The sequence below is a fragment of the Pseudomonas sp. TE3786 genome (assembly GCF_054057335.1).
This window is the reverse complement of the sequence record NZ_JBSRZF010000024.1, coordinates 58,209-76,036: the sequence shown is the minus strand read 5'-3', so window position 1 is coordinate 76,036 and position 17,828 is coordinate 58,209. Positions and strand designations below refer to the sequence as shown.

The 17,828-nt window shown below is 61.9% G+C and carries 16 protein-coding genes and 2 pseudogenes; 13 read left to right on the top strand and 5 right to left on the bottom strand.

The features are described from left to right. Positions 1-173 precede the first annotated feature (173 nt). The 3 genes from ACVW0Y_RS21285 to ACVW0Y_RS21275 all read left to right on the top strand — a co-directional run bounded on the left by ACVW0Y_RS21285 (position 174) and on the right by ACVW0Y_RS21275 (position 3,579). Positions 174-1,499 carry an LLM class flavin-dependent oxidoreductase gene (locus ACVW0Y_RS21285; protein WP_457441093.1) on the top strand — a complete coding sequence of 442 codons (1,326 nt, stop codon included), beginning with the start codon at positions 174-176 and terminating at the stop codon, positions 1,497-1,499. 107 nt (positions 1,500-1,606) lie between these two features. After that, positions 1,607-2,647, top strand: coding sequence for an L-glyceraldehyde 3-phosphate reductase (mgrA, locus tag ACVW0Y_RS21280; protein WP_457441092.1), 1,041 nt, complete (start codon positions 1,607-1,609; stop codon positions 2,645-2,647). A gap of 2 nt (positions 2,648-2,649) precedes the next feature. Further along, on the top strand, positions 2,650-3,579 hold the full coding sequence (locus ACVW0Y_RS21275) for an aliphatic sulfonate ABC transporter substrate-binding protein (RefSeq protein WP_457441091.1): 930 nt from the start codon (positions 2,650-2,652) through the stop codon (positions 3,577-3,579). A gap of 79 nt (positions 3,580-3,658) precedes the next feature. Here ACVW0Y_RS21275 and ACVW0Y_RS21270 read toward each other — a convergent pair whose 3' ends face one another. Together ACVW0Y_RS21270 and ACVW0Y_RS21265 are read right to left on the bottom strand one after the other, a co-directional pair. After that, positions 3,659-6,127: a TonB-dependent siderophore receptor gene (locus ACVW0Y_RS21270; protein WP_457441090.1), complete on the bottom strand. Its 2,469-nt coding sequence runs from the start codon at positions 6,125-6,127 to the stop codon at positions 3,659-3,661. 248 nt (positions 6,128-6,375) lie between these two features. After that, positions 6,376-7,365, bottom strand: coding sequence for a hypothetical protein (locus ACVW0Y_RS21265; protein ID WP_457441089.1), 990 nt, complete (start codon positions 7,363-7,365; stop codon positions 6,376-6,378). 160 nt (positions 7,366-7,525) lie between these two features. Here ACVW0Y_RS21265 and ACVW0Y_RS21260 point away from each other — a divergent pair, with 160 nt between their 5' ends. The 8 genes from ACVW0Y_RS21260 (at position 7,526) to ACVW0Y_RS21225 (ending at position 12,699) form a co-directional block, all read left to right on the top strand. Continuing rightward, positions 7,526-7,939 carry a MarR family winged helix-turn-helix transcriptional regulator gene (locus ACVW0Y_RS21260; protein WP_457441088.1) on the top strand — a complete coding sequence of 138 codons (414 nt, stop codon included), beginning with the start codon at positions 7,526-7,528 and terminating at the stop codon, positions 7,937-7,939. 22 nt (positions 7,940-7,961) lie between these two features. Then, the gene (locus ACVW0Y_RS21255) at positions 7,962-9,161 is read left to right on the top strand and encodes an MFS transporter (RefSeq protein WP_457441087.1); all 1,200 of its coding nucleotides are present in this window, start codon (positions 7,962-7,964) and stop codon (positions 9,159-9,161) included. Further along, a complete protein-coding gene (locus ACVW0Y_RS21250) occupies positions 9,158-9,283 on the top strand; it encodes a hypothetical protein (RefSeq protein WP_457441086.1) in 126 nt (41 codons plus the stop codon). Before ACVW0Y_RS21255 ends, ACVW0Y_RS21250 begins: the two co-directional genes overlap by 4 nt. Positions 9,284-9,344: 61 nt before the next feature. Continuing rightward, positions 9,345-9,905 carry a glutathione peroxidase gene (locus ACVW0Y_RS21245; protein WP_457441085.1) on the top strand — a complete coding sequence of 187 codons (561 nt, stop codon included), beginning with the start codon at positions 9,345-9,347 and terminating at the stop codon, positions 9,903-9,905. Between the two features lie 178 nt (positions 9,906-10,083). Further along, positions 10,084-10,392, top strand: a complete 309-nt coding sequence (locus ACVW0Y_RS21240) for a PepSY domain-containing protein (RefSeq protein WP_457441084.1) — start codon at positions 10,084-10,086, stop codon at positions 10,390-10,392. After that, positions 10,392-10,712, top strand: a complete 321-nt coding sequence (locus ACVW0Y_RS21235) for a PepSY domain-containing protein (RefSeq protein WP_457441083.1) — start codon at positions 10,392-10,394, stop codon at positions 10,710-10,712. Before ACVW0Y_RS21240 ends, ACVW0Y_RS21235 begins: the two co-directional genes overlap by 1 nt. Next, positions 10,712-11,380, top strand: coding sequence for a response regulator transcription factor (locus tag ACVW0Y_RS21230; RefSeq protein WP_457441082.1), 669 nt, complete (start codon positions 10,712-10,714; stop codon positions 11,378-11,380). The genes ACVW0Y_RS21235 and ACVW0Y_RS21230 overlap by 1 nt, the downstream gene beginning before the upstream one ends. Next, the gene (locus ACVW0Y_RS21225; RefSeq protein ID WP_457441081.1) at positions 11,377-12,699 is read left to right on the top strand and encodes an ATP-binding protein; all 1,323 of its coding nucleotides are present in this window, start codon (positions 11,377-11,379) and stop codon (positions 12,697-12,699) included. The genes ACVW0Y_RS21230 and ACVW0Y_RS21225 overlap by 4 nt, the downstream gene beginning before the upstream one ends. A 160-nt stretch (positions 12,700-12,859) precedes the next feature. Here ACVW0Y_RS21225 and ACVW0Y_RS21220 read toward each other — a convergent pair whose 3' ends face one another. The 3 genes and pseudogenes from ACVW0Y_RS21220 to ACVW0Y_RS21210 all read right to left on the bottom strand — a co-directional run. Next, positions 12,860-13,456 (bottom strand): NADPH-dependent FMN reductase, encoded by a 597-nt coding sequence (locus tag ACVW0Y_RS21220; RefSeq protein ID WP_457441080.1) that lies wholly within the window; start codon positions 13,454-13,456, stop codon positions 12,860-12,862. A 183-nt stretch (positions 13,457-13,639) separates the two neighbouring features. Continuing rightward, a complete protein-coding gene (locus tag ACVW0Y_RS21215) occupies positions 13,640-14,395 on the bottom strand; it encodes a methyl-accepting chemotaxis protein (RefSeq protein WP_457441096.1) in 756 nt (251 codons plus the stop codon). A 102-nt stretch (positions 14,396-14,497) separates the two neighbouring features. Then, positions 14,498-15,451, bottom strand: a pseudogene (locus tag ACVW0Y_RS21210) (PDC sensor domain-containing protein); the annotation flags it as partial. 648 nt (positions 15,452-16,099) lie between these two features. Between ACVW0Y_RS21210 and ACVW0Y_RS21205 the strand changes: the two are divergent. Together ACVW0Y_RS21205 and ACVW0Y_RS21200 are read left to right on the top strand one after the other, a co-directional pair. Further along, positions 16,100-16,918: pseudogene (locus ACVW0Y_RS21205) on the top strand (cache domain-containing protein); the annotation flags it as partial. Between the two features lie 36 nt (positions 16,919-16,954). Beyond that, positions 16,955-17,776, top strand: coding sequence for a methyl-accepting chemotaxis protein (locus ACVW0Y_RS21200; protein WP_457441095.1), 822 nt, complete (start codon positions 16,955-16,957; stop codon positions 17,774-17,776). The last annotated feature ends 52 nt before the right edge of the window (positions 17,777-17,828 follow it).

Sequence of the window (17,828 nt, the reverse complement as noted above, 5' to 3'; positions counted from 1 at the left end):
TTCTACTGCGGCCCCCGCCGGCGCGGCGACCGCCGCGATGCTCTTGACCTTGAAAAGCATCGCGGCTGAAGCCGCTCCTACACTCATCGAATGATTCAAAACTGCGTGCAAAACCCCGTGGCAACCGCCGCAGAGCAAGCCACGGCTTTTCCGTCAGAGCAGGTACAGATGTTATGAGCAAGCAACCGCGTCAACTCAGCCTCGGCGCATTTCTAATGGCCGGCGGGCACCATATTGCCGCCTGGCGTCACCCCGACGTGCAAGCCAATCCGCTGGATTTCGCCAGCTACAAACGCACCGCACAGATCGCCGAAGCAGCGTTGTTCGATGCGATTTTTGTCGCCGACAGCGTGGCTGCCAGCACCGACGCCATCGCCAGCCACACCTCGCGCTCGGTGTACTTCGAGCCGCTGACCTTGCTGTCTGCCCTGAGCGCCGTGACCGAACGCATCGGCCTGATCAGCACCGTCACCACCAGCTACAACGAGCCCTACCACGTAGCGCGCAAATTCGCTTCGCTGGATCACCTCTCAGGCGGGCGTTCCGGCTGGAACCTGGTCACCAGCGATGCCGCCGCCGAGGCCTATAACTTTGGCCGCGACGCCCATATTCCCCACGCCGAGCGTTATGCCCGCGCCCGCGAATTCCACCAGGTGGTCACCGGCCTGTGGGATAGCTGGGCCGACGACGCCTTTGTGCAGGACAAAGAAGCCGGCCAGTTCTACGACCCGGCCAAGCTGCATGTGCTGAACCACAGCGGCGAACACTTCAAGGTGCAGGGCCCGCTTAACGTCGCCCGTTCGCCCCAGGGCCGACCGGTAATCGTGCAGGCGGGTTCTTCGGAGACCGGTCGCGAACTGGCCGCCGAAACCGCCGAGGTGGTGTTTACCGCGCAAACCTCGCTGGCCAAGGCCCAGGCGTTCTATGCCGACCTCAAAGGCCGCCTGGCCAAGTTCGGCCGCCACGAAGACTCGCTGAAAATCATGCCCGGCGTATTTGTCGTAGTCGGGCAGAGCACCGCCGAGGCGCAGGAAAAATTCGAGCAGTTCCAGGAGCTGGTCGAACCGCAAGTCGGCGTCGCTTTGCTCGGTCGGATGCTCGGCAACTTCGACCTGTCCGGCTATCCACTGGACGGGCCGTTGCCCGAGTTGCCGCTCACCGAAAATGGCCAGCAAAGCCGGCAGAAGCTGCTCACCGAACTGGCGGGTGCCGAGAACCTCACCCTGGCCCAACTGGGCCGGCGCATCGCCGGCGGGCGAGGGCACTACAGCCTGATCGGCACCGCCAGCGAGATTGCCGATGAGCTGCAAGCCTGGTTCGAAGGCCGCGCTGCCGATGGCTTCAACGTGCTGGTGCCGCATCTGCCGGCAGGGCTGGAAGACGTGGCCAAATTTGTCGTGCCTGAACTGCAACGCCGCGGGCTGTTCCGCACTCAGTATCAGGGCAGTACCTTGCGTGAACACCTGGGACTCAATCGCCCCAACAACCAGTTTTTCTGATTTCCCGCGCCCTCTGTAGGAGCGGCTTCAGCCGCGATGCTTTTGAGCGTTAACAGCATCGCGGCTGAAGCCGCTCCTACAGGTGGTCTCCGACTTGAAGGATTGCCATGACCTACCTCGCCAACCCCGACCGCTACCAATCCATGCCGTACCGCCGCGTCGGTCGCAGCGGCCTGGTGTTGCCTGCCCTGTCCCTGGGCCTGTGGCACAACTTTGGCGATGCCACGCCGATTTCCACCCAGCGCGCATTGCTGCACACCGCCTTCGATCTGGGCATCAACCACTTCGACCTGGCCAACAACTACGGCCCGCCCTATGGCAGCGCCGAAACCAACTTCGGCCGTCTGCTCAAGGAAGACTTCAGCGCCCACCGCGACGAGCTGATCATCTCCAGCAAAGCCGGTTGGGATATGTGGCCCGGTCCCTATGGCCAGGGCGGCAGCTCGCGCAAATACCTGATTTCCAGCCTCGACCAGAGCCTGCAGCGCCTGGGCCTGGATTACGTCGATATCTTCTACTCGCACCGCTTCGACCCGCTGACGCCGCTGGAAGAAACTGCTGGCGCGCTGGCCAGCATCGTCGAGCAGGGCAAGGCGCTGTATATCGGTATTTCTTCCTACTCGGCCGGCAAAACCCGCGAGATCACCGCCTTGCTGCGCGAGCGGAAAGTGCCGCTGCTGATTCATCAACCGGCCTACAACCTGCTCAATCGCTGGATCGAAAAAGACCTGTTGGATGCCACCGACGAGGTGGGTGCCGGGGTGATCGTCTTCACCGCCCTGGCCCAGGGGCTGCTCAGCGACAAATACCTCAATGGCGTGCCGCAGGATTCGCGGGTCAACCGTCCGGGCGGTGGCTCGTTGCTGCCTGCGCATTTGTCCGCAGCCAATATCGAACGGGCCCGCGCCCTCAACGAAATCGCCAAACGCCGTGGCCAGAGCCTGGCGCAACTGGCCCTGGCCTGGACCCTGCGCGACCCGCGGGTAACCTCGGCACTGATCGGTGCCAGCCACCCGGAGCAGATCGTGGAAAACGTCGCTGCCCTTAACAACCTGGCCTTCAGCAGCGAAGAACTGGCCGAGATCGACCGCTTCGCCGTCGAAGGCGGAATCAACCTCTGGGAAAAACCCTCCACCGATTGGGAATGAGCATGCCTGTATTGAAACGCCTTGCCGCGCTGCTGGTGCTGCTTGCCAGCAGCCAACTGGCGCTCGCCGATCCGCCGACCTTGCGCATCGGCTACCAGAAGGGCTCTGCCAGTCTGGTGCTGGCCAAAGAGCACAAGCTACTGGAACAGCGCTTTGCCAACACCCAGGTGAAATGGATCGAATTTCCCGCCGGCCCGCAGATGCTGGAAGCGCTGAATATCGGTGCCCTGGACATCGGCTCGACCGGCGATATTCCCCCGCTGTTTGCCCAGGCTGCGGGTGCCGACCTGCTGTATATCGCCGCCGAACCGGCCAAGCCGCAGGCCGAGGTGATAGTGGTGGGCAATGACAGCCCGATCCATAGCGTGGCGGAACTCAAGGGCAAGAAAGTCGCCTTCCAGAAAGGCTCCAGCTCGCACAACCTGCTATTGCGCGCCCTGAACAAAGCCGGCCTGGCCTTTAGCGATATCCAGCCGGTGTACCTGTCACCGGCTGATGCTCGCGCAGCGTTCGAACAGGGCAGTGTGGATGCCTGGGTGATCTGGGATCCCTACTACTCGGCGCTGGAGCTGGAAGGCAAAGCGCGCTTGTTGGCCAACGGCGAGGGGCTGGGATTGATCGGCCCGTTCTTCCTCGCGGCGCGGCCGTATGCCGAGGCAAATCCGGATTTTGTGCATGCCTTGCTGGATGAACTGGGGAAGGCTGAGGCGCTGACGCGTACCGATAAAGCGGCCAGTGTGCAGCTGCTGGCGGGGTTTATGGGGTTGCCGGCGGCGGTGATCGAGCGGACGTTTAGCCATCGACCGGCTTCGCCGCCGATTGCGGTGAGCGAGGAGATTGTTGCTGCTCAGCAGGCTACGGCGGATTTGTTTTTGGCTAATCGGTTGTTGCCGAAGAAGTTGGATATTCAGGCCGCGGTTTGGCGACCTTGAATTTCTGAGGGGCGAGCGCCAAAGCCAACAAAGATAAAAAACCGCAGCCAGGCTGCGGTTTTTTATCTTCTCGGTTGCCTTAAAAATCAGCTTTCAGGGTCAAGGTGTAGTTGCGCGGGTCGCCAAAAACGTTGCTTGCATACAGCCAACCAATCGACGAGTAGTAGCGTTTGTCGAAGATGTTGTTGGCGTTAACCGAGACGCTATAGGTTTTGTCGAACTGGTAGGCAATACGGCCGTTCCAGACGCTGTAACCACCTTGTTCGATCTTGCCGACGCCGTCGGTTTCCACGAAGTTGGTGTTGTAGTTGCTGCTCTGCACGGTGCCACCGGCACCGACGCTGACTTTGTTGAATTCACCCGGCAACCTGTAGTCAGCCCAGAGGCGCAGCATATGTTTCGGGGTATAGGAGTTGTAGGCTTTGCCGGCCTGGGAGGGCAGTGACGGATCTTCGCCTGGGTCGTTAAGGTTTTCGGTGTGGGTGTAGGTGTAGCCGGCATAGAGTTGCAGGTCGGTCAACACTTCGCCGCTGACCTCCGCGTCGAAGCCTCGGGAGCGTGCTTTGCCACCGGCGCTATAGCAGTTGTCTTCTCCGTCGCAGGCGGTACCGAAGCCATACATGGCCTTGTTTTCCTGATCCACCTGGAAAATCGAGAAACTGGTATTGACCCGTCCATCGAGCAGTTCGCCTTTCAAGCCGATTTCCGAGTTACTGCCGACTATTGGCTTGAGCGGGGTGTTGCCAGCGCCGAGTTCGGTTTGCGGTTTGAAAATGTCGGCATAGCTGATGTACGCCGACCACTCCGGGGTCAGTTCATAGATAAAGCCGCCATAGGGGCTGACTTCTCCGGTTTCTTTTGCGCTTGCAGGGGCAGGGTCGACCCCGACAATGCGGTCCATCTCATATTCGTACTTGTAGTTACTGGTACGCGCACCGACGACAACGGTGAGAGGGTCCAGCAACTTGTAGCGCAGTACGCCATAGATGCCCGATTGGGTGATTTTGGCTTGGGTATACGCCGCGTAAGTGGTGCTCAACATCTGCGCGCGGGTAGGGCGAGGTGGCGAGACCGGGTCATAGATATTCATCGGCGTGAGGTTAAGCAGACCGCCTTGCAGGTCGTCGGTGCGCAGGTCGCTGGCGTTGGCACCGACCACCACTTCATGCTCACGCCCCAGGTTCTGGAACTTGCCGGTAAGGTTGATATCCGCCCCTTTGTTGGTGTTCTCGAATTCATACAGATAGGCGCGAGAGCGCATGCCGTCGCCGGTGGCGGGATCGACCGAGCCGCGGCCCCAGCTGTAGAACATGTCGTTGGTTTCACGGATGTAGCTGGCGGCCGCTTTCAGCGTCCAGTCATCGTTGAAGTGATGGGTCAAGTCGCTGAAATAGGTGGTCTGTTTGTTGTTCCATTTGTTCCAGTCGGCGCCGGTGTAGGTGGCGCGGCTGATATCCAGCGCGCTGCCATCCTTGGCCCGTGGCAGGCCACCAAAGAAGGGCGTCGAATGCAGGTCTTCAACGCTGGCACCAGCGGCGATGGTGGTGCTGTCAGTGAGGTCGTACTCGAGCATCGCGTACAGCAGGTTCTTTTTGCTTTGTGCTTCGGCGTAGAAGTAGTCGCGGTCTTCATGGGCCGCTACCACCCGCGCGCGCAACGTGCCGTCGGCGTTCAGCGGGGTGCTGCCGTCGATGGACTGGCGGTAGTTGTCCCAGGTGCCGGCACTGGCCTGAAGCGCCAGCGCCTGTTCGGCTTTCGGGCGTTTGCGCACCAGGTTGACCGCGCCACTCGCAGCCCCTGCGCCTTGCAACATTCCGTTGGCGCCGCGCAGTACTTCAACCCGGTCGTAGATCTGCATATCGGCGGTAAAGCCACTGCCTACCCCATAGTAGCGGCGGTCCAGCGGCACACCGTCGTACTGAAAGGTTTCCACTTCAAAGCCGCGGGAATAGATATATTTGCCGCCCGACGGACTCTGGTAGGTGGTGATGCCGGTAGTTTTTTCCAGCACCTCATTAAGGGTGGTGAGGTTCTGATCATCCATCGCCTTGCGCGTAACGATGGATACCGACTGGGGGATATCCTTGAGCTTGTGCTCGCCCTTGCCGATGGTGGCGACGTTGGCGGTGTAGCTGCCGGAGTCTTCGCTGGTGGGGCTCATGGCCAGGCCGGTGATGCTGGTCGGTGCCAGTTCCAGGCCGGCGTCGCTGCTGACCGGGCGCAGGGTCACGCTATTGCCTTGGAGCTCGTAGGTCAGACCGCTGCCTTGCAGCAGCAGGTTGAGCGCCTGCGCCGCTTCCAGATTGCCTTTGAGCGGCTGGGTGCGCAGGTTTTTGATCGCGTCCGGGCTGTACAGCAATTGCAGATTGGCTTGCTGCGCCAGGGCATTCAGCGCGCCGACCAGGCTTTGCGCAGGAATGTCCAAGGCCACCGGTTCGGCCCACGCCAGCAACGGGCTGCTCAGGGCCAGAGCCAGCAGGGTGGGGGACAGCAGCGCGCGGGTTTTCGTGCGCACGGCGGCCAGAGGAGAGAGCGGGACGTTGGACATTTTTGGTCTCTAAGTGTTGGCTGGTGCTTATGAGAGTTATTCGCACCTATAGAACGGATGAGGCCAAAAAAACCGGAAAAAATTTATGCAACGCAGTCTGCAACGGGCTCGGTCAGCCGCCAGGCTGGCTTCGCAGCGCATCAACAGGAGGTGGCCATTCCAGCGCACCGCGAGCGGTTCGCCGGGTTGTGGGTGGCGTGCAAGGCGATTCTGGCGGGAGCGGTGAGTGCAACTAACGCCAGCAACCCTTAGGGCAGCAAGGCTTTGGCCGTAATGGGTGCCGCGAAAAGCGCTGCCGAGTCATGGCCGATGCCCTCGACTGACACCTGCGGGTGGTTGATCGGCGTTTTCCATAATTGCGCCAGGTGCTGTTCGTACTGCAGGTACTGCAGCTGGCGTTGCCGGCGGGTGGTGCCTTGCAGTTGGGCGGAGCAGGAGCGGTCCATTACCCGGGCGGCGGGGTTGTCGTCATTGGCACCCACCAGATAGCGCACATCCCGAGCGGCGTAGCGGCGAAATAGTTGCCGGGCGCTGAGCTGCTGTTGGCTGGCGTAGGCCGGCAGTTTTTCCAGGCCATAGCGGTAGTGGTTGTAGCCGGGGCATTCGGTTGGCGCTGTGGCTTGCCAGTGGTCGGCGTGCCAGCGTTGGTGGTCGAAATACAGGTAGGACGAGGGGCTGGCGACGCCATAGCGCAGGTGGATGCCGCGGCTGGCGAGCAGTTTGTCGGTGGGGTTGAACACGGCGTAGCGCTGCACCAGTTGGCCGCCGGCAGAATGGCCGATCAGCAGCACCTCACGCAGCTGCGGGAAACGTTGGCGGTCGGCCAATAAGATCAGCAGATCATCCAGCACCTGAAACGCCGACACTCCGCTGAATGATGGGCTGCCATGCAGCCATTGACCGGCCGCCCAGCGTGGTACGCCGGGGTGGCTGTCGGCGTCGGCATCGGTGAGAAACTGCGGGGCCAGCAGCAGGGTGCTGGCGGGGTCGAGGCCGGCGTTTTCCAGCAGCTGGGTGCCGCTGTCGAAATACGCGCCGCCATTGCGCTTGATACCGTGCAGCAGAATCACCGCGCGGGTCACCGGCAGGGCGGGGGTGTCGAGCGCCGCGTTGGCGTACAGCACAAAGGGGTAGTGGGCCTTGGCCGTGCCCAGTTCCGCCACCTGCGGGTTGGCGGCTAGCGCCTGAGCCTGCCAGGCGCACAACAGCAACAGCCCAGCGATCAACTGACGACCCATCTGCATCTCCGTGATTACCCAATGCCTGCCCGAGGCGTTCGACCAGCACGCCGCACGCCGGTTCAGCGCCGCCAGCGACGGCGGATTGTGTACGCGGCGGCCCCCCAGCGAGCAAGTTTTTGATTGACGCTCTGGCTGATGCGGGTATATACACGCATCCATGCTGACTACCCATTGCCTGTGCACCAAACTTCGCCGCGCTGCTCGCAGCGTCACCCGTGTTTACGATGACGCGCTGCGTGAGCTGGGCCTGAACGTTGCCCAGTATTCCTTGCTGAGCCATTTGCAGCGGCTCGAGCAGCCGAGTATTTCCACTCTGGCCGAGGCCATGGGCCTGGACCGCAGCACCCTGGGGCGCAACCTCAAGGTGCTGGAAAACGAGGGGCTGGTGCTGATGGGAGAGAGCAGTGATCTGCGCGCCCGTCAGGTGCAATTGACGGCCAGCGGTGCGCAGCGTTTGCAGCGTGGCGCTGCGGCATGGGAGCAGGCTCAGGGGCAATTGGCATTGCGCCTCGGAGCAGAAAAACGTGAGGCGCTCTGGCTGCTGCTGGACGACCTGGAAACCATCGATTGAAGCAGTTGAGTGGAGCAGGGCTATGACAGCATGGCGCGCAAGTAAATGGGTGCTGGTGGGGGCGGCGTTGATCCTCGCGCTGTCGATGGGCATTCGCCATGGCTTCGGCCTGTTTCTGCCGCCGATGAGTGCGGCGTTTGGTTGGGGGCGCGAAACCTTCGCCTTTGCCATCGCCCTGCAGAACCTGCTGTGGGGCCTGTCGCAGCCATTTGCCGGGGCGCTTGCCGACCGGTATGGCGCGGCGCGGGTGATGGTGGTGGGCGGCATACTCTATGCCCTCGGGCTGGTGCTGATGGCTTCGGCAGATTCCCTGGGCTCGCTGTCGTTCAGCGCCGGCTTGTTGATTGGCCTGGGTCTGTCGGGCACCACCTTCTCCGTGGTGCTGGGTGTGGTGGGCCGCGCCGTGCCGGCGGAGAAACGCAGCATGGCCATGGGCATCGCCGCGGCCGCCGGTTCGTTCGGGCAGTTCGCCATGCTGCCGGGCACCCTGGGGCTGATCGGCTGGCTGGGATGGTCGGTGGCGCTGATGGCCTTGGGTGGCCTGGCGGCGTTGATCGTGCCCCTGGTGGCGATGCTCAAGGACAAACCGCTGCCAGTGCTTGGCCACGAACAAAGCCTTGGCGAAGCGCTGCGCGAAGCGGCGGTACACAAAGGCTTCTGGTTGCTGTCCCTGGGCTTTTTTGTCTGCGGTTTTCAGGTGGTGTTTATCGGCGTGCATTTGCCGGCGTATCTGGTGGATCAGCACCTGCCAGCGGCCGTTGGCACCACGGTGTTGGCGCTGGTGGGGCTGTTCAATATCTTCGGTACCTATATGGCCGGCTGGCTCGGTGGGCGGATGTCCAAACCACGTTTGCTGGTGGCCCTGTATCTGGCGCGAGCAGTGGTGCTGGTGTGGTTTATCAGCGTGCCGGTAAGCCTGTTCACGGCCTACACCTTTGGCGTGCTGATGGGGGTGTTCTGGCTGTCTACCGTGCCGCTCACCAATGGCACGGTGGCGACCTTGTTCGGTGTGCGAAACCTGTCGATGCTGGCCGGCATCGTCTTTCTGTTTCACCAGTTGGGTGCCTTCCTCGGCGGCTGGCTGGGTGGTTACCTGTACGACCGCACCGGCAGCTACGACCTGGTCTGGCAGATATCCATCGTCCTCAGCTTGCTGGCCGCGGCCCTCAACTGGCCGGTGCGTGAGCAGCCGGTGGAGCGTCTGCGGATGAGCCCGGCATGAGTCGCGCCCTGACCTGGAGCCTCAGCAGCGCGGGCACCGTCGTGCTGCTGGGGTTGATCTGGTGGGGCTGGCAACAGGGCGGTCTTGCCTTGTTGCAATTGGGCCTGGGCAGTTGCCTTTGACGCCATGGGGCATGACGGGTAGCGTGGCTTGACTGTCTCCCGGCCACTGAGCGCTACCACCATGAACCTGCGTCGCATCCTGCTGCCTGCCGTTGTTCTGTCCCTGTTTTCGGCACCGTTGCTGGCCGCCGAATGCCCGTCGCTGCTGCAGGGCGAACTGCCCAAACTGCGCGACAAGAACAAGGAACAGATCAACCTCTGCGAACACTTCGCTGGCAAACCGCTGCTGGTGGTCAACACCGCCAGCCACTGTGGCTTTGCCCCACAGTTCAAAGGCCTCGAAGCGCTGTACAAAAGCCACAAGGACCAGGGCCTGGAAGTGCTCGGCGTGCCCTCCGATGACTTCAATCAGGAAGACCCGGACCTCGCCGAGACCGCCAAGGTCTGCTACGTCAATTACGGCGTGACCTTCACCATGGTCGAGCCGCAACACGTCAAAGGCGATGAGGCCATCCCGCTGTTCAAGGACCTGGCCGAGCAGAGCAGTGCGCCGCGCTGGAATTTCTATAAATACGTGGTCGACCGGCAGGGCAAGGTGGTGGCCAGCTTCTCCAGCCTGACCAAACCGGATGACCCGGATCTGCAGGCGGCGCTGGCCAAGGCCATTGCTTCCAAGCCTTAAAAGCATCGCGGTTGAAGCCGCTCCTACGTTTGCACCCAGCCCCGTAGGAGCGGCTTCAGCCGCGATTGCTGCACACACGATTTCTCAACCTTAAGGGTTTTAAGCTTCAGTTAAGCGGCGGGCGATAAGGTGATCCCCGTCGAAAGCAAAACACCTAACTGAAGAAAGGAACGAACCCATGAACACGTTCACTGCCCTGTTTACCATTGCCGCTCTGACCGCCACTGCTGGCCTGGCCCAAGCCCGTGATCTGGGCCCGGACGAAGCACTGAAACTGCGTGATGCCGGCACCATTCAATCGTTCGAGAAGCTCAACGCTGCCGCCATTGCCAAACACCCAGGCAGTACCGTGAAGGAAACCGAGCTGGAAGAAGAGTACGGCCGCTATATCTACCAGGTTGAACTGCGTGACGCTCAGGGCCTGGAGTGGGATCTGGAGCTGGACGCCAGCAACGGTCAGATCCTCAAAGACCATCAAGATAAGTAATGAAGTGGTTGATGCGTTATAGCGGCATCGTCGCCCTGGTCCTGTCTGTGCTGGCCCTGAGTTTCGCCGCACAAGCCCGTGACCTGGACCAGGACGAAGTGCTGCACCTGCGCCAGCAAGGCCTGATCCTGCCACTCGAACAGCTGCTGCAACCCGCCCTGGTGCGTCACCCCGGGGCGAAGTTGCTGGAGGCTGAGCTGGAGGAAGAGGACGACGTGCTGGTCTATGAAATCGAATTGCTGACCACCGATGGCGTGGTCCGCGAGCTGGAAATCGATGTGCGCGACGGGCGCATTCTCAAGGACAAGGAAGACGACTGATGCGTTTGCTGCTGGTGGAAGACCATGTGCCGCTGGCCGACGAATTGCTCGCCAGCCTCGCCGCCCAGGGCTATGCCGTGGACTGGCTGGCCGATGGCCGTGATGCCGTGCACCAGGGCGCTAGCGAGCCTTACGATCTGATCATTCTCGACCTCGGCCTGCCGGGCAAACCGGGCCTTGAAGTGCTGCGCGAATGGCGCGCCGGGGCGCTGGCTACCCCCGTGCTGATCCTTACCGCGCGCGGTTCCTGGGCCGAGCGAATCGATGGTCTGAAGGCCGGTGCCGACGATTACCTGACCAAGCCCTTTCACCCGGAGGAGCTGCAACTGCGCATCCAGGCCCTGCTGCGCCGTTCCAAGGGCCTGGCCAATCAGCCCCATCTGGAGGCGGCCGGGCTGCAGTTGGATGAAGCCCGCCAGTGTGTGCTGCGCGACGGCGAAGAGATTCAACTGACCGCCGCCGAATTCCGTCTGCTGCGTTATTTCATGCTGCACCCGCAGCAGCTGTTATCGAAAAGCCACCTCGCCGAACACCTCTACGACGGTGAAACCGAGCGCGACTCCAATGTGCTGGAAGTGCACGTCAATCACCTGCGTCGCAAGCTGGGCCGCGAAGTCATCGAAACCCGCCGTGGCCAGGGCTATCGCTTTGCCGGATTGAGCGCATGAGATCGATCCAGCGCCGGCTCAGCCTTGGCCTGGTCAGTGTGCTGCTGGTGGTCGGCCTGGTGCTGGCGCAGACCAGCCTGTGGCTGCTCGACCTCGGCCTGCGCCGCTATCTGGAAAGCAGCCTGCGTCACCATGCCGAGAACCTGCTGATTGCCACTGTGCGTGGCCCGACGGGTTTGCAGCTCAATGAACAGCGCGTGCAGCCGGCCTACGAGCAGCCGTTTTCCGGGCGCTATTTCCGTATCGATTTCGCCAGCGGCACGCCGGCACCCTGGCGTTCGCGCTCGCAGTGGGACTGGGAGCTGCCAGCCGCCGCGCAACCGGGGCTGCAAAGCGAACTGGCCGGCGGCCCCAACGAGCAACGGCTGCTGACCTACCGCGCCGATTACCGCCGCTATGGCCAGCAACTGTCGATTACCGTGGCGCAGGACTACAGCCCGGTGCTGGCCAGCTTTCGCCAGGTGCAATACGTCGGCCTGGGTGTCGGTGCCGGTGCCTTGCTGTTGGTGCTGCTGTTGCAACGCCTGACGGTGCGCAATTCGCTGCGCCCGTTGGAGCAGGTGCGCCAGCAACTGCAGCAACTGCAACAGGGGCAGCGCAGTGCCCTGGACAACGACGTGCCGCTGGAACTGGAGCCCCTGGTCACCCAGATCAACCACCTGCTGGCCCACACCGAAGACCATCTGCTGCGCTCGCGCAATGCCCTGGGCAATCTCGGCCACGCCTTGAAAACCCCGCTGGCGGTGTTGGTCAGCCTGGCCGAACGCGCCGAGCTGAACGCCCATCCCGCGCTGCAAGCTACCTTGCGCGAGCAACTGCAGCAGATCGAGCAGCGCCTGAGCCGCGAGCTGGGGCGTGCGCGCTTGGCCGGTGAAGCGCTGCCGGGGGCGCAGTTTGTCTGTGATGAAGAGTTGCCCGGCTTGTTCAGCACCCTGGGCATGATCCATAACCGCGGCCTGCAACTGACCTGGCAAGTGGCACCTGGCTTACAGCTGCCCTGGGATCGCGAAGACCTGCTGGAGGTACTCGGCAACCTGCTGGACAACGCCTGCAAATGGGCCGACGCCAAGGTGAGCCTGAGCATTCAGGCCGAGGGCGCGGGGTTTGTACTGTGGGTCGACGACGACGGCCCGGGTATCGACCAGGTGCGCCGGCAGGAAGTGTTAGAACGTGGCACGCGCCTGGATGAACAGGTGCAAGGCCATGGCTTGGGCTTGGGTATCGTGCGCGATATTGTTGAGGCCTGGGGTGGGCAGATCGAAATGCTCGACAGCCCCTGGGGTGGGTTGCGGGTGAGCGTTGAACTACCCAATCCGTAGTCTCTGCGGGTACCCCCCGACTCCGGTTTGGGCCTTTACTCCGTCATCCCAGCGTAGGCTGGGGTCCAGATTTTTCTGTCGTACGCCTACCGTGTGACAGCCACTACTCTGGGTTCCAGCCTGCGCTGGGACGACGGAGGTTTGCCGTGAGGTTCCCGGTTTACATCCCGTTGGCAAAGCCCGGGTTGCTCATATCGATGGCTTCCCGCACCGGCTTCAACGCCACGGCGTATTTGCCGAGGATATCCAGGGCGTAGTCGATGCGCGCACGCAGGCGCTGGTCGTCTTCGCTGGCCGCTTCCGGGCCGTTCAATACGCCGCCGCAATGGCGCACCAGAATGTGCTCGGGCAGGTAGTTGACGCGACAGTTCTTGTAGCTGGAGGCGCGCATTTCGCTGATCACATAAGGGCCACCAACCGCCGCCGATACACCCACCAACAGCCCCGGCTTGTGCGCCAGCTCGGCTTTGCTGGTGTAGATAAAGAAGTTCTTGATCGCCGGGCAGGCCATACCGTTCCACTCGGGCACGATAACGATGATTGCGTCCGCCGCCTTCAGCTGTTCGGCGTATTGCGCCCAGGGGCCGCTGTCTTCGGCTGGCCACAGGGGCAGGGGGCCGGTGCCCAGATCGATAACGTTGCTGGTTGCAACGCTGGTCAGGTTCAGTTCGATCAAGCGTTGCTGCAGAAAGTGGGCAACCTTGGCCGACTGACTGTTATTGCGGCTGGAACCGGCGACGATGGCGTAGTTGAGCATCGGCAAATCCTTAGAGAACGGGCGAAATAGGCAGCGCGCAGGCTAACCAGAGCGGGCGACTGCGGCAAGGGGAGAAGTGTCAGACTAGGGATTGGATGGTGCCAGAAGCGCATCGCGGCTAAAGCCGCTCCTACGAAATGTGCGATCTCGTAGGAGCGGCTTTAGCCGCGATATTGTTGCTGGTTAAACCCGGAACTGATCCATCAAGGCCTGTTGGTGGTTGGCCAATCGGTTCAGCGATTGGCTGACCTGCGCCGACTCATCGGCCTGGGCCGAAATGGACTCGGTCACATCGCGGATCGAGGCGACATTGCGGTTGATCTCTTCGGCCACCGAACTCTGTTCTTCGGCGGCGCTGGCGATCTGCAGGTTCATGTCGGTGATCACCCCTACTGCGTTGCTGATGCGTTGCAGAGCACTCACTGCCAGCTCCACCTGCTGCACGCTGGCTTGCGCCTGGCGATGGCTGCTGCCCATGCTGCTGACCACTTCGCGGGTACCGTTTTGCAGGCCTTCGATCACCTGGCGGATTTCCTCCACCGAGTCCTGGGTCCGTTTGGCCAGGTTGCGCACCTCATCGGCGACCACGGCGAAACCGCGCCCGGCTTCGCCGGCACGCGCCGCTTCAATGGCGGCATTCAAGGCGAGTAAGTTGGTCTGTTCGGCAATTGAGCGAATCACTTCCAGCACCGAGCCGATCTGCTGGCTGCTACTGGCCAGGCCTTCGACTTCTTCCATGGCCACGTTCATTTCATTGGCCAACAGTTCGATGGCACTGGTGGTCTGGTCGATCACGCCGAGCCCTTCGCGACTGGCGTCGTCGGCGCTGCGGGCGGCCTCGGCGGCTTGGGCGGCGTTATGGGCGACATCCTGGGCGGTGGCGCTCATTTCCTGAAACGCCGTGGCCACCTGATCCACTTCGCGGTACTGCTGCTGCATACCGGAACTGGTCTGCCGGGCAATGGCCGAGGATTGGTCGGCCGTGCTGCGGGCGTCCTGCACCGAGTGTTTTACGTCGGCAATGATTGGCTGCAGTTTGTCGAGAAAGCGGTTGAACCAGCCGGCCAGCTCACCCAGTTCGTCACGCTTGGCGTAGTCCAGGCGGCGGGTCAGGTCGCCTTCGCCAGTGGCAATGTTCTGCAGCATGGCGGCCACGCCGAGAATCGGCCGGGTCACGCCACGGGCGGTCAGCCACATCAGCAGCAAGCCAACCAGCACGGCCAGCAGGCCACCGATCAGAGCCAATACGCTGTCCCCGGTGCGGCGGCTATCCAGCTCGGCTTCGAGTTTTTTCGCCGGCACGGTAAGCACCTTTTCCGGCACTTCGATCAACACGCTCCACGGCTTGGATTCCGGAATCGGTTGCAGCGGTTCCAGCACTTGCAGCATCTCGCCCTTGTGCAGCACCTGGGACTGGGCGCTGGCGGTGAGACGGGTGAGTTCGTTGCCCTCATCGCCGAACCCGGCGCTCAAGGGTTTGCCCAGCAGGCTGGCGTCGCGGCTATGGCCGGCGAACAGCCCCAGCGGGCTGATGATACTGACGTGGCCCTGGCCGTCGTACAGCTCTTGATTGGCCTTGTTGCTGATTTCCTGCAGGTTGGCCAGGCTGATATCGACGCCGACCACACCGATCACCTTGCCCTCCACGGTCACCGGAAAGGCAATACTGGTCATCAGGGTTTTGACGTTGTCGACCTCATCGATATAGGGGTCGAGCACGCAGGTTTTCTGGCTATCGAGGGGGCAGGTCAGCCACGAGTTGTAGGGCGTGCCGTTGCTCATCACGGTGGTGTCGTTGAGCAACTCTTCCTTCATCGCCTCGGGCTCCAACTCGCCGCTGTTCGACTGCGACCAGTACAGGGCGAAGCGCCCCTTGTCGTTGCTACCCAGAGCGTCCTGGCCAGCGAATTGCGCGTCCTGGCCATCCAGACCGTCCGGCACAAACACCACATACAGGCCCAGCAGATTGGCGTTGCCTTGCAGGGCGCTGTGCATCTGTTGCGAGATATCGCTGCGCACGGCACCGGGGTCGATGCCGTGGTCCTTGGCCTGGGCCAGAAGCATCTTCACCTGACGGGTGAAGCCATTGCCGTACTGGTAGGCGTCCATGAAATAGCGCTGGATACGCAGCGACTGGGTTTCGCCGCGGGCCGTCATGCGTTTTTGCGCCGCCTCTTCGAGCATGCTGGTGCTGGAGGCCTTGACCACGTCGGCGGTGCTTCTGGCCTGGTACAGCGAAGTTCCTACCAACAACGTGACGATGATCAGCAGGCAGAGGCCGGCGAGCAACGTGATTTTCCACTGGATGGAGAGACGGCTGAGCATGGGGTGTTCTCTTGTTAGAGGTCGGACTTATTTTTCCAAGGCGCAGGAATCATATCGGCGGCCAGGTCGGGGCCTGCCGAATATGCAGGAAAGAATTATGCACACGGGCGATTGAAATATTGAACGGATATTTGTTGAGCTTGCCGAGGATTTTTATCGGCATAGACGCGGCCGATTCATCGGCCATGAGTTAAAAAAACTGTCGATTCCGTAGCCAATGGTCTGAACTGAATTACAGGTTTCGCCTACAGCCATAACAACAAGCGCCGATACAACAGGACTGCCGTTGCCTGACGGTGCGCTGTTTAAGGAGTGATCATGCGTCTGAAGACCAAAGTGATGCTGCTGGCCCTGGTGCCCGTACTGTTATTTGCCGTGGTGCTCAGTGGCGCCGCCACCCAGGTACTGCTCAGCCTGGCCGATGGCGAGGTGAAAGAAACCCGCGAACGCCTGATTGAGGAGCGCCAGCAGGAACTGCAGAACTACATGCAGATTGCCCTGGGCTCGGTACAACGCCTCTACGACGCAGCCGCTCAAGGCGATATGGACAGCCGCGCCCAGGCCATCACCATTCTGTCGAAAATCAAATACGGCAAAGACGGCTACTTCTTCGGCCACGACGCCAACATCGTGCGGTTATTCCGTGGCGACAACCCACTGGACGTTGGCAAGGTGCTGGCCGACCGCCAAGACCCCAACGGCGTGTTCGTCAACCGCGAGCTCTACAACGTGGCCAAGAACGGCAGCAACTACCTGCGCTATTCCTCGCCGTTGCCCACCAACGACAAGGTGCTGGTACCCAAACTGGCCTACAACGTCTACCTGCCGAAATGGGACATGGCCCTGGGCACCGCGATCAATCTGGATGGCATCGAGGCCGACGTGGCCAAGGTGCAGGAAGAGATCAAGGCGCGCATCAGCACCATAGTCACCAGCATCGTGGTGATCGCCCTGGTGTTGCTGGTGATCGTCGGCATCGCTGGCATGGCCCTGGGCAATGCGTTTTTACGTCCATTGCAGCAGATCAAAAACAACCTCGACGACATTGCCGCCGGCGATGGCGACCTGACCAAGCGCCTGCCGGTCAACGGCCAGGACGAACTCGGCGAACTGGCCGGCTCGTTCAACGCCTTCGTCGCCAAGATCCACGGCCTGGTGCGGCAGATCGTGGAAATGACCGGGCAGCTCACCCATCTGGTCAGCGAGGTATCGGCCCAGACCCAGCGCGCCGACCAGGCCATGGCCAGCCAGCGGCATGAAACCGATCAGGTGGCCACCGCCATCAATCAAATGTCTGCCGCCGCCCACCAGGTGGCGCAAAGCGCCCAGGGGGCGGCCAATGCGGCCCAGCAAACCGACCAGGAAGGCCAGGCGGCGAAGAAAGTAGTCGACGGTAGCATCAGCCGCATTCACGCATTGGTCGGCGATATCCGCAGCAGCGGCACCTCGCTGGATAGTCTGCAGCAGGACGTGCAATCGATTGTCAGCGTGCTGGGCGTGATCCGCTCCATCGCCGAACAGACCAACTTACTGGCCCTTAACGCCGCCATCGAAGCGGCGCGTGCCGGCGAGGCCGGGCGCGGTTTTGCCGTGGTTGCCGATGAAGTACGGGCCCTGGCCAGCCGCACGCAACAGAGCACCCAGGAAATCCAGGGGATGATCGACCGCCTGCAAAAAGGCACCGAAGATGCCGTCACCGCCATGCGCCGCTCCAGCGAAGCCGGCGATGTCACCAGCGAGCAAGCCAACCAGGCCGGCTCGTCGCTCGATGCGATTGCCGAACTGATCGCCACCATCAACGCCATGAACGCCCAGATCGCCAGCGCCGCTGAAGAACAGACCGCCGTCGCCGAAGAGATCAACCGCAGCGTGCATCAGATTGCCGGCGCAGTAGAACGGGTGGCTGACGAAACCCAACAGAGCGCGCAAAGCGCCCGCAGCCTGGCCGACCTTGGCAGTCGGTTGGGGACATTGGTGAAGCAGTTCAGGATTTGATCTCGACTTTGCACCGCATCGCCGCTGACCGGAGCGCCGCGATGCTTGTGGG